This window comes from Winogradskyella sediminis (assembly GCF_003387355.1).
Taxonomy (GTDB): Bacteria; Bacteroidota; Bacteroidia; order Flavobacteriales; family Flavobacteriaceae; genus Winogradskyella; species Winogradskyella sediminis.
This window is the reverse complement of the sequence record NZ_QUNH01000001.1, coordinates 816,982-831,155: the sequence shown is the minus strand read 5'-3', so window position 1 is coordinate 831,155 and position 14,174 is coordinate 816,982. Positions and strand designations below refer to the sequence as shown.

The window sequence follows — 14,174 nt, the reverse complement described above, 5'->3', positions numbered from 1 at the left end:
CATTTCAGATAACATTTAGTTCCTTTCCAACTTTAGTAAATGCTGCAATAGCTTTGTCGAGTTGGCTTTTATCGTGAGCCGCAGAGAGTTGCACTCTAATTCGAGCTTTATCCCTTGGAACTACTGGAAAAAAGAATCCAATCACGTAAACACCTTCATGTAGCAACCTATTAGCCATGTTTTGAGACAGTTTAGCGTCATAAAGCATCACAGGGACTATAGCAGAATCACCATCCACAATATCAAAGCCAGCATCCTTCATACCTTGTTTAAAATATTGCGTATTCCATGCTACTTTATCTCGCAGTGTGGTATCGTTTTTAAGCATATCAAACACTTTAATAGAGGCACCCACAATAGCAGGTGCTAAAGAGTTTGAGAACAAATAGGGTCTAGAACGTTGACGTAACAACTCTACAATTTCTTTTTTCGCCGTGGTATAGCCTCCCATGGCTCCTCCTAAAGCTTTCCCTAAAGTTCCTGTAATAATATCTATTCTACCTAATACTCCTTTCTCTTCAAGAGTACCTATTCCTGTTTCACCAATAAACCCAGTGGCATGGCACTCATCAATCATAACCATAGCATCATACTTATCCGCTAAATCACAAATTTTATCTAATGGCGCTACTAAACCATCCATAGAAAACACTCCATCGGTTACGATAATTTTAAAACGCGCACCCTTAGCATTAGCCTCAATTAATTGTGTTTCTAAATCCGCCATATCATTATTTTGATAACGATATCTTGCCGCTTTACATAGTCTCACTCCATCAATAATTGATGCATGATTTAGTGAATCTGAAATAATAGCATCTTCTTTGGTAAGTAAAGGTTCAAAAACCCCTCCATTAGCATCAAATGCTGCGGCATATAATATGGTATCTTCAGTACCATAGAAATCTGCAATTTTCTGTTCTAATTCTTTATGAATATCTTGTGTTCCACAGATAAAACGTACTGAAGACATACCAAAACCATGCGTATCCATTGTGTCTTTGGCTGCTTGCACAACCTCTGGGTGTGATGATAAACCTAAGTAATTATTAGCACAAAAATTTAGAACTTTTTGTCCTGTATTTAGAGTTATTTCAGCACCTTGTGGTGATGTAATAATGCGCTCTTCTTTAAAAAGACCAGCCTCTTTTATAGATTCTATTTCTTGTTGTAAATGTGTTTTTATATCTCCGTACATACGACTTTGTTTTTAAAAAGTTAAACAAAGATACTATGAAAAATTAGACTTCAAGAACTTCGATTGTATCATTTATATAAACGAGTAATTTACCTATTACTTTCAAATTCATATTATTTAATACAGCTTCATAAGCCTTCAATTGAGTTCTATGAGACGCTGCCACATCGCCTGTTTTGTAATCGATTATAACGACTTCATTCTTAGAGTTGATATTAAGTCTATCTGGTCTTAAAAGCTGCCCAGAATTGGTAATAATATCGCGTTCATTATAAACCTTAAAACCATTAGCATAATACGGTTTTAATTTTGGATGCTCTACAACGTCCTCAACTAAAGATTTAAGTGTATACAAAGCCGATTCAGTTATATCTCCTGAAATCAGCAAATCATTAAATGCAAATTCTATATCATCACTAGTTTTAACTTTAGATAATACCAAATGTACTAGATTACCCCTTTCAATAGCTACTTCTTGCTGTGTATCCCAAAGCAAACCAGATTTGGTAACAATATTTAAGTTATGAGCTTCTTTAGGAACAGAAATTAATTTTAATGGTTTAGTCGTTATGTCCTTTTCCACTCGGTTTTGGTTTGCTTTTAATATTCCAAAACTATAATTCAATTCGCCTTCAACCCATTTATTTTGTTGCTGTAAGAAGTTAATAAACATACCGGCATATGTATTATTATTTACAATACCTTTAGAGCTTATATCCTTTTTTGAAATAATATACAACTGCTCTACCGCTCTAGTTAATACCACGTAAAGCAAGTTAATATTATCTAACTCTAATTGCGACTGGTGTGTATTGTAAAGTAGTGATCCTGTTTCTCCAAAGTGTGCTACATCTTTATTATAATTAAGTAGCAAAGTCCCAAAAGCGTTATATTCTTCCGCTTTAACAGGAAACCAAACTTTAGGCTCTAATTCTCTGTAAATATTAAGATCTGCATATGGAAATATAACTACAGGAAACTCTAGTCCTTTAGATTTATGAATCGTCATAATCTGAACAGCATTCATGTTTTCAGGTGTCACTACGCTTAAATTATCTGCTTTCTTTTCAAAATAATTTACAAATGCCGCAACATCCGCATTCTGTTTTTGCGTAAATTCTAAAACGACATCTAAATAAAATTGTAAATAGGCATCAGACGTTTCATTAAGATTAAACAACCTCACTATATGCTCTACCAACTCATATAGTGGTAGTTGGAGGCATTGATTTTTATCGATGAAGATGTCTAGTTTTTTTAATTCTGAAAACATTTCATCTAAATTATTTTTCAGATATGTAATATAAAACAGATGTTTATCTTCCGTTTGAAGTTGTTCTGCTAGATAGGATAACACTTCAACTTTTAGCGTGTCATTATTGGGCTGAATAAGTAACTTTAAGAACGAATTGATAAAAATAACCTTATCCGAATTTTTTAAAAGCAAGGTCTCGGAAGAGGTTATTTTAATACCATGTTCATTGAGATAATTAGCAATAGTAACACCTTCTTTTCGTTTTCTAACTAACACACAGATATCATCTAAAGGAAAGCCATTGGCCTGACATTCTTGTATGGTTTGAAGCACTCTATTCGCATACATTTCATGCACATCATCATCTTTCTGAGGATCTAAAAAATTAAGATTTACATAACCCTCTGACTCACTATGTGTTTTTTGCTTTGCCATCTCATAGAGATTTGCATACGCCGTTTCACTAAAGGCTGTAGTACTTAAAAACTTAAAAAATGAGTTATTAAAATCAATAACCGCTTTAGCACTTCTGTAATTGGTATCTAAAGCCAAAACTTCAGCTCCCAGCTGAAAAGGATTATCTATCTTATTATACAGCTTTATAAACTGTTCTGCTTCTCCTCCTCTCCAACGGTAAATAGCTTGTTTTGCATCTCCTACCAACATAGCAGAACCATTAGCCGTCGAAAGAGCATTCTCTAATAAAGGCACTAAATTTTCCCATTGCATGTTAGAAGTATCCTGAAATTCGTCTATAAAATAGTGTTTAAACTTTTCTCCCAAACGCTCATAGATAAAGGGTGTAGGCTGATTTTTAATTTCATTACTAATTATGGTATTAAATTCTGAAATCAACATTTTATTCTGATCCGCTTTTAGGACCTCTAACTCATTTTTAATAGCGTTTAAAACGGATAATGGAGTTACATTTCTATACAACCCTTTTTTTAATTTAATAGCAAATATTGCTGCTTTAGATTCCTCAAAACACGAGGCCAATTGAGATTGAATATTTTCTATAGTCGAAGCGACACTATCATCCACACGCTTTGGGTACAATGTTTTACCTTCTATTAAATCGTTTTGCCAAGCTGCATCAAAACCTACAGAGAATTGACCTGTACTCAATTTCTCAAAATGTTTTGGTAGAGAGCTCCTATTAAAATCATTAAACTCTAATCCCGATTCTGCTATTAAAGTTAAAGCCGTCTGGGCGGTACTCACAATTTTCTCTTCGAGTTTAACAATCTCTTGAGATAGCTGTTGTTTTAAAACTCTAAAATCATCAAGTGTTTTTTCTTTTAAAGTCCCAATAGCAAAAACATCATTTTCATTCACTAGCAATTTGGAGATCTTGTTAAAATCATAACTAATGTCCCAGCTTTTGTCATCATCAGCTTTTTCTATTGCAAAATCCACTAGGACTTTTGTTAAGATTTTATCACTTCCGGCCTTGGCAATTAAACTATCCACAGCTTCATTTAAAAGTCGTTCTTGGTCTAATTCTACTTCAAAATTTAGCGGTAATTTTAAATCGTGAGCAAAAGTTCTAATTACACGATGTGTAAAACCATCTATAGTAGAAATATCAAATGCACCGTAATTGTGTATAATATGTTTTAAAATGTGCTTAGACTTCTCATGAAGCGACTCTGGTGCTATTTGTAATTCGTCACAAATAGCAATAAACATAGGATGTGGCTTCACTAAGCTTTGGTCTGCAGAAAACGATGTAAGCATATTTATAATCCGCTCTTTCATTTCACCTACAGCTTTATTAGTAAATGTAATTGCCAAAATAGACTTAAATTGATCTAAGCTTTTAGATTGAATTAATATTTTCAGATAAGCTTTAGCCAGTGTAAATGTTTTTCCACTACCGGCAGAAGCGTTGTATATTTTGAAAGCTGAGTTTTGCAAAAGATAATTTTTATACCAAAATAGGGAATCTTAATAATTTATTAAGAGAAAATCACCCACAATATTGTAAATTTGGGTTAAGACAATTTTTAAATTAACTAAAACAATACTATTATGGCTTTCGAATTACCGAAATTAAAATATGCTTATGATGCTTTAGAACCAAATATTGATGCTCGTACTATGGAGATTCATCATACTAAACATCACCAAGGCTACACTAATAAATTAAATGCAGCTATTGAAGGAACCGATTTAGAAGGAAAAACGATTGAGAATATTCTAATCAACTTAGATATGGATAATAAAGCCGTGAGAAATAATGGTGGTGGGTTTTACAATCACTCATTATTTTGGGATGTTATGAATCCTGAAGGAAGAGGTCGTTTGTCTGGAGATTTAAAAGATGCCATTGAAGCTGAATTTGGTTCGTTTGAAGCTTTTAAAGATGAATTTTCTAAAGCTGCTGCAACGCAATTTGGTTCTGGTTGGGCTTGGTTGTGCGTTCACGAAGGTGGTAAAGTTGAAGTATGCTCTACTCCAAATCAAGATAATCCATTAATGCCAGGTGTAACATGTGAAGGTACGCCAATTTTAGGATTAGATGTTTGGGAACATGCCTATTACTTAAACTACCAAAACAGAAGACCAGACTATATAGAAGCGTTCTTTAACGTTATTAATTGGAACGAAGTTGAGCGACGTTATGCTGAAGCAAAATAATAAATAACAACGTTATTTATAGATGAAGAAAATCTGAATCCACTAAGGGTTCAGATTTTTTATTATATAATTTCAATGATTTTAAATTTTTGAGTTCTGAATACAACCTCATCTCCAATTTGTTTAGACAACAATAGTTGTGCTATTGGTGTAGCAGAAGAAATCGCAAAATAAGACGTGTTATTGATTGTAAATTCACCAGCACTAACGGCAATAAAATAATTAAATTGTGTGGTTTTAACGACACTACCAAGACCTACTTTACTAGATTTTGTTCCGATATCAATTTTCTGAAGAACATGTTGTTGCTTTTCTATTTCTGCCAATTGACAACCTGCTTTTTCACGTTCTAATTGTAACATAGCTCTACCTGTTTCATGCTTATCTCCCGCACTGCTTTTAGTTTCGGATTGTAATGATGTCTGAATATCCAAAATGGTATTTCTTACCGTTATCAAGCGGTTTTCTAAAAATGCGGAACAAGACTGATATAAGGCTTCTTTTACAGTCATTTTTTCTTATTTAAGTCTAATTTACCGTAGTATCTCATTTGCTTTACTATCCATGTTTTTCGATTATGAATATATGTCGTTGCAGGATTTGCGCGATATTTTCTTGGATTGGGTAAAACTGAAACTATTGCAGCAGCTTCAAGTGCTGTTAAATTAGCGCAAGACTTTTTAAACCAATATTGAGAGGCGGCTTCTGCACCATAAATTCCTGGTCCCATTTCAATACTATTTAAATACACTTCAAGAATCCGTTCTTTACTCCAAAGGGTTTCTATTAAAAATGTAAAATAAACTTCTAACCCTTTTCGTAACCAACTGCGCTCTGGCCATAAAAACACATTTTTTGCAGTTTGTTGACTAATAGTACTTCCGCCTCTAATACGCTTGCCTTCCTTATTATATTTATAAGCTTTTTCAATAGCTTCTATATCAAAACCATTATGGGTTACAAACTTTTGATCTTCACTACAAATAACAGCAAGTTGCATATTTTTCGATATATTTTCGATAGGAACCCAATTATGCTCCCACGAATTTGATTTTTCAGTATTTTCAAAATACCTTATCACCATAAGTGGAGTTACAGGTACAGGAACATACTTAAAAAGTAGCACTAACCCAATAGAGATTAGTAAACTCCAAAAACATAATTTCATTACAAATCGAAAAAACCACTTCATCCTTTAATCTAATAATTCTGCTAATTGTTTCCCTATAGAACTACCGATTGCAATACCCATGCCTCCCAAACGTACGCCACAAAACACATTATCCGAAACCCGATTTACAATAGCTTTTTTCTGTTTACCAACACCCATAATTCCAGACCATCGATGATCTATTTCAAAATTAGTATTTGGCAAAATTGTAGTTTTTAAAAGGTTTTTGAGTTTATTTTGAACAATTTCTGTTTCTCCAAATACAGTAGTTTCTTCAGTTTTAAAATCGAGATTCCGTCCACCTCCTAACAAAACTCTATTATCGATATTTCTAAAGTAATAATACCCTTCATCTAAGTGAAACGTTCCTTTAATATGCAAATTATCTATTGGCTTTGTTATTAAGACCTGAGCTCTTGCTGGCTTCACTTTTGATATATTGAGTTGCTTTGCAAAACCGTTAGTAGCAATACATAGTTTTTTGGTTGTAAGATCGAAATGATCTGTTTCAATTTTTACCGAATTTAAAGTTTCAGAAAAGGCTTTGACAGTAATATTATTTAATATTTTTACACCTAAAGATTGTACTTTTTGTAATAAAGCATCCATCATTTTTCCCGTATCTATCTGTCCTTCGTAAGGGTTAAAGCAGTGTTTAGATTTTATCTTTTTAAAGCCGAGATTGTTTACTTTAAAGGAAAACACCTTAGTATTAAATAGTGGCTGTAAAAACTGATTGATGTCGTCTTGCCTATCTATACATGAATCATACAAGGCATCATCAGAATCTAAAAACAACTCATAACCACCAAGATTTTGATAACCTATAGCTTTATCTCCAAGTGTTTCACGCAGTAATTGAAGTCCATTAATTCGCTTCTTAATTAAATCTAATACCTCAATTTCCGAGTGGTGTTTTAAGTCGTCGATAATTTCACTTATACTACCAAAACATGCAAAGCCTGCATTTTTAGTACTTGCGCCTTGTGGTAGCATTCCTTTTTCAAGCACAAGAATCTTAGATTTAGGAAATCGCTGTTTTAGCCGTAAGGCACAATTAAGCCCTACAATACCGCTTCCAACAATCACATAATCGATGTGAGAAAGCCAATTTTTTATTTCCCAATATGATAAATTCATAACATAAAAAAAGCTCCTTAATTAGGAGCTTTTAAAGTAATAAAATAAATTTTTAATCTACTATTATTTTCTTAGTGACTTTTTGTGTACCATCAATAATCGTTAACAAATAGACGCCTGATTGTGCATTATTAAGTTGAATTGCTTCGTTAAATCGACCAACACTATCATAGTTTTTTGCATAAATTGATCGTCCTCTAATATCATATACAGCAACAGAAATAGCTTCACCTGATTTGGAATTAAACTCAATATTGAATTCTCCATTATTTGGATTAGGATAAATACTTAATTGGTCTAATTCATTTTCTACTATGCTTAAAGATTCTACACAGAATTCTAGCGACCAATTTTTTAATTCACCCGTATCACCTTGAAAAAAATCTGCAATTAAAATAGTCCAATCACCTTGAGAATTAAGACCTGTAAAGGCAGATAAAGGCTCTGCCGGAGCATAGGTATTACCAGCACCAGTTAATGAACAATCGATGTCTGGCGAGTTATCTTCAAAATCAATAAGTATATTATCATTACTAGTACAATTACCAGACCATACATTTACTTCCGTAGTCCCATTAGGATGTATTAATCTTACTAATAAGTCACCGACATAAGTATGTTCTATATCTAAGTTAAACTTAAGAGATTCAATAGTAAAGTTATCAGGTACATTTATTGTTCTTATCAAAGGAGTTCCATTTATAGGTGTGGTTGTACCTGTACCATCTGCAATTGCTGTATTAACATTGTTATCACTATAAGTGTTGCAATCAACACTAGCGCCTATAAAGAAATTATTACTATTAACATTAAAAAATATTCCATTTGCTGCTTCTACCATGATTCTACAATTAATAGAAGAAAGATTAGGCACAACTATACTATGTGATCCATCATTAGGCACATTTGAAGCCAATACGGTATCAAAAGTAACACCTCCATCTGTAGATAACAAAATATTGACATTAGACTCATTAACACCATTTCCTGTTGTGCCAGCAACATCCCAAGTCACGGTTTGAGTAGAACCGATATCCCAAGACACTCCTGCTGTATTTTGTGACGTCACAGTAAAAGGACCTGCCGCAGTAGTTACTGTAGCTACCATTTGGTCGGCATCAGTTTGTCCACCACGTGCATCATTATCTCTTACAGTTAGTACAAAATTTAAATTTCTATTTACTGTTGCCAATTTTTCCCATGTCGTAGATGTGCCTCCATTTATTAAAACATCCGAAAGTCTAGGCACATATCTTACTGGGTTTTCAGTACCTTCAAAAGACCTAACTAATGGTCCTGTTACTGAAGTTTCAGTCGGCAGTCCTGCTGTACCTAAATCATATTGTTCCCAAGTATATGTTAGTGTAGACATTCCATCTGCATCAGATGAGCCACTCCCATCTAATTTATAAGGAGTTCCTTGAGGAATAGTATAATTAGCTCCTGCATTTGCTACTGGCTCAGTATTGCCTGTAGAAGTTCTATCTACTGGACAAGCACCTGCATTAGTAACGTGAGACCAAATTTTATTAATACTATTTTGGTGAAAATATGCATCACTTCCTATTTGAATATTATCCGAGCCACAAATTCCGGCATATGCCATAATTGTAGAGCCACTCCCAGGCTCGTAAGCATTTGCTGCAGATCGGTTACCTCCTGAACAGTTACCAACAGTACCATTAAAGGTATGTGGTGCACCAAACTGATGTCCTATTTCATGGGCCACATAATCAATATCAAAGGCATCTCCCACAGGCTGACCAGAACCTGTAATTCCACTAGCTTTAAGGTTACTATAGCACACTCCTTGACTTGCTAAACCACCACCACCAGTACTAAAAGTATGCCCAATATCAAAATTAGAAGCACCAATGATATTTGTAATTTGAGTTTGACTTTGATTGATTAAGATATTCGCATTGTTATTATTAAAAGGATCCGTATCCGCATCGGTAAAAATTATACTACTATTATTGTTTACTAAAGTCATTGTGATAGAAAGGTCTCTTTCATAGACACTATTAACTCTAGTAATGGTTACGACAATTGCTGCTAATGCACCCGTTGTAGTTCCCCCATGGAACGCAGTGTATTCACCTGTACATGCTATAGCAATACGATAGTTTCTTAACGTACCGTCATTAGCATTTTTTGCCTGTATATTATCATTATTAGATTTACCTATGGTATCTTCAAATCCACACTCCATAGTAAAATCTAATGGCTCTAAATTCTTTTTCGCATAAACGGTATAAATATTAGCTGTTTTAGAGTATGGATCAATAAATTGAGTACCGTTAGACGTCCCTAAAAACATAGCATGAAAACCTTTAGGAGTGATACTAAATCTAACTATCTCAGTAGGATTATCAATACCTTGACCAGCATATGATCTCATATTTGGAAACTGGGCTTGAAGCTCGGGCTCCATAACTGAAGCTTCAAAAACTCTAAATTTATTAAGTTGACCTTCTGCATTAGGAAAAGTTACAATGGTATTACCTGGGTTTTCTCTATCTCCAACATTAACCAAGGCACTTTTTAATTCTTCAATATTTAACTGATAAAATCGTTCGGTCTTGAGCTCAATTTTTCTTAAAACTTGTTCTGATTGATTAGCCTTTGTTGCACTAATTGGCGCCCATAATTCGGTAGAGTTTTGACTTTGAGCAGACATTGAAATAAGCACAATAGCAACTGTGCTTATTTTTAAAATGTAATTCTTAAGCATAATTTTTTATTTAATTTGTAGCTTATAAAGTTACACTAATTAAATTAAAAAACGTCTTAAGCCCTAAAAACGCTGTACAATTTAACAACCTTTAAAACTAAAAAAACCCAAACATAATGTTTGGGTTTTTATTTATTCTTCAATTTGTTTATCTAACTTAAAGTCTTCCATGAACTTAGTAGTATAATTTCCTGCTAAGTACTCTGGATGATCCATTAGCTGTCTATGAAATGGAATGGTGGTTTTAATACCTTCAATCACAAATTCATCTAATGCACGCTTCATTTTGTTAATTGCCTCTTCTCTTGTTTGAGCAGTTGTAATTAACTTAGCAATCATAGAGTCGTAATTTGGAGGAATACTATAACCAGCATACACATGGGTATCTAAACGAACTCCATGACCACCTGGTGCATGAAGTGTTGTAATTCTACCTGGTGAAGGTCTAAAATCATTAAACGGATCTTCAGCATTAATTCTACACTCTATTGAATGTAGGTTTGGTGTATAGTTTTTACCAGAAATAGGTACTCCTGCAGCTACTAATATTTGCTCACGTATTAAATCGAAATCAATAACTTGTTCCGTTATTGGGTGTTCTACTTGGATACGCGTATTCATTTCCATAAAGTAGAAATCTCTATGCTTATCTACCAAAAACTCTACTGTACCTGCTCCTTCATATTTAATATACTCAGCAGCTTTAACAGCAGCTTTACCCATTTTATTCCTCAACTTATCAGTCATAAATGGAGAAGGCACTTCTTCTGTTAACTTTTGATGACGTCTTTGGATAGAACAATCACGTTCTGATAAGTGACAAGCCTTTCCTCTAGAATCTCCAACAATTTGTATTTCGATATGTCGAGGCTCTTCAATAAGCTTTTCCATATACATATCATCATTACCAAATGCAGCTTTGGATTCTGAACGAGCAGACTCCCATGCATTTTGTAAATCTTCTGGCTTCCATACGGCACGCATACCTTTACCTCCACCACCTGCAGATGCTTTTAACATTACAGGATAACCGGTTTCTTTAGCGACTTTTACACAATCTTCAAACGTTTCTATAATACCATCGCTACCTGGTACACAAGGCACACCTGCAGCTTTCATTGTCGCTTTGGCATTAGCCTTATCTCCCATTCGGTTAATCATCTCTTCAGATGCTCCGATGAATTTTATTCCATGCTCTTCACATATTTTTGAAAACTTTGCATTTTCAGATAAAAACCCGTAACCGGGATGTATGGCGTCTGCGTTAGTTATCTCAGCAGCAGCTATGATATTAGCTATTTTAAGATATGATTCGCTACTAGGAGCGGGTCCAATACAAACGGCTTCGTCAGCAAACTTAACGTGAAGACTTTCTGCATCTGCGGTAGAATACACCGCAACAGTTTTAATGCCCATTTCTTTACAAGTTCTAATAACACGAAGTGCTATTTCCCCTCTATTGGCAATTAATATTTTTTTAAACATAACTTTTAAGTATTTAAAATTTCAAATTCCAAATTCCAACGGGTTGGGATTTATGTTTTGGAATTTTAAATTTGGTTATGATGGATCTACCAAAAATAATGGCTGATCGAATTCTACTGGAGATGCATCATCTACCAATACTTTTACAATTTTACCAGAAATCTCTGATTCAATTTCATTAAATAATTTCATGGCTTCAATTACACAAAGCACATCACCTTCTTTAATATCAGTACCTACCTCTACAAATACAGGTTTGTCTGGTGAAGGTTTGCGGTAAAATGTTCCAATGATAGGAGATTTAATCGTTATATATTTTGAATCTTCTGTTGCAGGAGCTGCTGTTTCTTTAACTGGTGCGGCAGCAGGTTGTGCTGGCACTTGTTGTTGCATAACTGGTGCTGCTTGCATTGGCACTTGCTGTACAATTGTAGTCTCGTTTTCTGAACCTGTTCTAATAGTGATTTTAACATCGTCCATCTCTAACTTAACCTCGTTTGCCCCAGACTTGGCAACAAATTTTATTAAGTTTTGAATTTCTTTGATATCCATAATTTTAGATATTTTGATTAGTTAGTTTTAATTAGGAGTTATAAGCCCATTTAAAATAAATAGAGCCCCAAGTAAATCCGCCACCGAAGGCGGCAAATATTATTTTATCACCTTTTTTAAGTTGTGATTCGTAATCAAACAATAATAATGGCAACGTTGCAGAAGTGGTATTCCCATACCTCTGTATGTTCATCATTACTTTATCGTCTTCTAATTTTATTCTATTAGCTGTCGCATCAATAATACGTTTATTAGCTTGGTGTGCTGCTAACCATGCTATGTCATCGTTTACAAGATCATTTCTTTTCATAATCTTTTCTGCGACATCTGCCATATTAAATACGGCATTTTTAAACACGGTTTTTCCGTCTTGGAAAACATAGTGTTTCCCTTCCTCAAAGGTATCTTTATTTATAGGGTAAGAAGAACCTCCATAGGTTGCTTGTAAGAACTCTCTCCCTTCTCCATTACTGCGAAGCAATTCATCTTGAAGACCTAAACCTTCCTCGTTAGGTTCAAAAAGTACAGCACCTGCACCATCACCGAAGATAATACATGTTGCTCTGTCTTTATAGTTTATAAATGATGAATTTTTATCGGCTCCTATTAAAAGGATTTTTTTGTAACGACCAGATTCGATATAAGCAGATGCCGTAGACATACCAAAAAGAAAACTAGAACAAGCTGCTTCTAAATCGTATGAAAATGCATTTACCGCTCCGATTTCTGTTGCTGTGTAAGCTGCTGTTGAAGCCGCTTTCATATCGGGAGATGCGGTACAGACAATAACCAAGTCAATTTCTTTTGGGTCTAATCCTTTTTTCTGAATAAGGTCTTCGGCCGCTTTAATGGCTAAATACGAAGTTCCTTTTCCATCTTCTTTAAGAATTCTACGTTCTTTTATCCCTGTTCTTGAGGTGATCCACTCGTCGTTAGTTTCGACCATGGTTTCGAGGATTTTGTTCGTTAAAACATATTCAGGAACATAGCCTCCGACAGCTGTAATTGCCGCTGTGATTTTACTCATTATTAGCTTTTAGATTAATTAAAAGTATGAAAAATTGATAAAAAAAGTAATGTTTAAATCAATTTTCCCCGTTTTTTGGCAAATAGTAACGCAAAGTAAGTGGTTTTTGCTGTATTCAAAAAATAATAACAAAAAAAACGCTCACATAGGAGCGTTTTCTTGTATGCGTGCATAATACTTATGCTACGTTTTCTTCTTCAACTGAGTTGTCAATAAGCACTTGACCTCTGTAATATAATTTACCTTCGAACCAGTGTGCTCTATGGTATAAGTGTGGCTCACCAGTAGTTGGGCAAGTTGCTATTTGAGGTACAGAAGCTTTGTAATGTGTTCTTCTTTTATCTCTTCTTGTTTTCGATATTTTACGCTTTGGATGTGCCATTTTAAATGTTATTTATCCGTTAATAGTTTTTTTAAATTATTCCAACGAGGGTCTATATCCTCAGATGATTTTTCTTTACGGTCCTCACTTGGACTTAGTTCTTCTAATTTTGAAAGTATATCAGACTGTAATGTACCATCTTCTATACCTGGATGAATCCTTTTAATAGGAACCGCTAAAATAATGAGCTCATATATATATTGAGCGACATTAATTTCATATTCGCCATGTGGTATAATTAAGATATCTTCGTTATCATCATTATACTCATTACCAAACTTTACAACTAATTTAAAATCGTCGTTAATCGCTTGATCATAAGGTTCATTAGTAATATCACAATTTACATTTACTGAACCTTTAGCCGAAAAAAACAACTCTAAAAGTGTTGATTTTTTTTCGAATTCTAGGTCAATTTTAACGTCAACTGCATTAAATTCATCATATTCAAAATGCTCAAAGAACTCATTATCAATTTGAAAATCAAAATGATGCATTCCCACCTTTAATCCTACAAAAGGGATAGTATAAGATTTTAATGCCTTCATTATCACATTCAATTTGAGCGTGCAAATATATAACTTTTT

The 14,174-nt window shown here is 34.1% G+C and carries 12 protein-coding genes; 1 reads left to right on the top strand and 11 read right to left on the bottom strand.

Annotated elements, in window-relative coordinates:
• Positions 1 to 4: 4 nt before the first annotated feature.
• Together kbl and C8N41_RS03550 are read right to left on the bottom strand one after the other, a co-directional pair.
• Positions 5 to 1,198, bottom strand: coding sequence for a glycine C-acetyltransferase (gene kbl, locus C8N41_RS03555; protein ID WP_115838246.1), 1,194 nt, complete (start codon positions 1,196 to 1,198; stop codon positions 5 to 7).
• Positions 1,199 to 1,241: 43 nt separating this feature from the next.
• Entirely contained in the window at positions 1,242 to 4,373 is a 3,132-nt protein-coding gene (locus C8N41_RS03550) for a UvrD-helicase domain-containing protein (RefSeq protein WP_115838245.1), read from the bottom strand.
• A gap of 114 nt (positions 4,374 to 4,487) precedes the next feature.
• On the opposite strand from C8N41_RS03550, the gene C8N41_RS03545 reads away from it, so the two are divergent.
• A complete protein-coding gene (locus tag C8N41_RS03545; protein ID WP_092445714.1) occupies positions 4,488 to 5,096 on the top strand; it encodes a superoxide dismutase in 609 nt (202 codons plus the stop codon).
• A 62-nt stretch (positions 5,097 to 5,158) separates the two neighbouring features.
• Here the strand turns inward: C8N41_RS03545 and C8N41_RS03540 are convergent, their stop codons facing one another.
• From C8N41_RS03540 to C8N41_RS03500, 9 genes are all read right to left on the bottom strand, one after another.
• Complete coding sequence (locus tag C8N41_RS03540) at positions 5,159 to 5,608, bottom strand: GreA/GreB family elongation factor (protein ID WP_092445716.1); 450 nt, start codon at positions 5,606 to 5,608, stop codon at positions 5,159 to 5,161.
• Complete coding sequence (gene mtgA, locus C8N41_RS03535; protein ID WP_115838244.1) at positions 5,605 to 6,288, bottom strand: monofunctional biosynthetic peptidoglycan transglycosylase; 684 nt, start codon at positions 6,286 to 6,288, stop codon at positions 5,605 to 5,607. Before mtgA ends, C8N41_RS03540 begins: the two co-directional genes overlap by 4 nt.
• Before the next feature lie 3 nt (positions 6,289 to 6,291).
• Positions 6,292 to 7,407 (bottom strand): NAD(P)/FAD-dependent oxidoreductase, encoded by a 1,116-nt coding sequence (locus C8N41_RS03530; RefSeq protein WP_115838243.1) that lies wholly within the window; start codon positions 7,405 to 7,407, stop codon positions 6,292 to 6,294.
• A 52-nt stretch (positions 7,408 to 7,459) separates the two neighbouring features.
• Entirely contained in the window at positions 7,460 to 10,141 is a 2,682-nt protein-coding gene (locus C8N41_RS03525) for a zinc-dependent metalloprotease (protein ID WP_115838242.1), read from the bottom strand.
• A 132-nt stretch (positions 10,142 to 10,273) separates the two neighbouring features.
• Positions 10,274 to 11,626 carry an acetyl-CoA carboxylase biotin carboxylase subunit gene (accC, locus tag C8N41_RS03520; protein ID WP_092445725.1) on the bottom strand — a complete coding sequence of 451 codons (1,353 nt, stop codon included), beginning with the start codon at positions 11,624 to 11,626 and terminating at the stop codon, positions 10,274 to 10,276.
• A 75-nt stretch (positions 11,627 to 11,701) separates the two neighbouring features.
• Positions 11,702 to 12,178, bottom strand: coding sequence for an acetyl-CoA carboxylase biotin carboxyl carrier protein (accB, locus tag C8N41_RS03515; protein ID WP_115838241.1), 477 nt, complete (start codon positions 12,176 to 12,178; stop codon positions 11,702 to 11,704).
• Positions 12,179 to 12,209: 31 nt separating this feature from the next.
• Positions 12,210 to 13,205, bottom strand: coding sequence for a beta-ketoacyl-ACP synthase III (locus C8N41_RS03510; RefSeq protein WP_115838240.1), 996 nt, complete (start codon positions 13,203 to 13,205; stop codon positions 12,210 to 12,212).
• Between the two features lie 178 nt (positions 13,206 to 13,383).
• Positions 13,384 to 13,587 carry a 50S ribosomal protein L32 gene (rpmF, locus tag C8N41_RS03505; protein WP_092445730.1) on the bottom strand — a complete coding sequence of 68 codons (204 nt, stop codon included), beginning with the start codon at positions 13,585 to 13,587 and terminating at the stop codon, positions 13,384 to 13,386.
• An 8-nt stretch (positions 13,588 to 13,595) separates the two neighbouring features.
• Entirely contained in the window at positions 13,596 to 14,135 is a 540-nt protein-coding gene (locus C8N41_RS03500; RefSeq protein ID WP_115838239.1) for a YceD family protein, read from the bottom strand.
• Between the last annotated feature and the right edge of the window lie 39 nt (positions 14,136 to 14,174).

Bases quoted from the DNA above. Each gene is read 5' to 3' on its own strand.
- kbl (WP_115838246.1), bottom strand. From the start codon at position 1,198: ATGTACGGAGATATAAAAACACATTTACAACAAGAAATAGAATCTATA.
- C8N41_RS03545 (WP_092445714.1), top strand. From the start codon at position 4,488: ATGGCTTTCGAATTACCGAAATTAAAATATGCTTATGATGCTTTAGAA.
- C8N41_RS03540 (WP_092445716.1), bottom strand. From the start codon at position 5,608: ATGACTGTAAAAGAAGCCTTATATCAGTCTTGTTCCGCATTTTTAGAA.
- mtgA (WP_115838244.1), bottom strand. From the start codon at position 6,288: ATGAAGTGGTTTTTTCGATTTGTAATGAAATTATGTTTTTGGAGTTTA.
- C8N41_RS03530 (WP_115838243.1), bottom strand. From the start codon at position 7,407: ATGAATTTATCATATTGGGAAATAAAAAATTGGCTTTCTCACATCGAT.
- C8N41_RS03525 (WP_115838242.1), bottom strand. From the start codon at position 10,141: ATGCTTAAGAATTACATTTTAAAAATAAGCACAGTTGCTATTGTGCTT.
- accC (WP_092445725.1), bottom strand. From the start codon at position 11,626: ATGTTTAAAAAAATATTAATTGCCAATAGAGGGGAAATAGCACTTCGT.
- accB (WP_115838241.1), bottom strand. From the start codon at position 12,178: ATGGATATCAAAGAAATTCAAAACTTAATAAAATTTGTTGCCAAGTCT.
- C8N41_RS03510 (WP_115838240.1), bottom strand. From the start codon at position 13,205: ATGAGTAAAATCACAGCGGCAATTACAGCTGTCGGAGGCTATGTTCCT.
- rpmF (WP_092445730.1), bottom strand. From the start codon at position 13,587: ATGGCACATCCAAAGCGTAAAATATCGAAAACAAGAAGAGATAAAAGA.
- C8N41_RS03500 (WP_115838239.1), bottom strand. From the start codon at position 14,135: ATGAAGGCATTAAAATCTTATACTATCCCTTTTGTAGGATTAAAGGTG.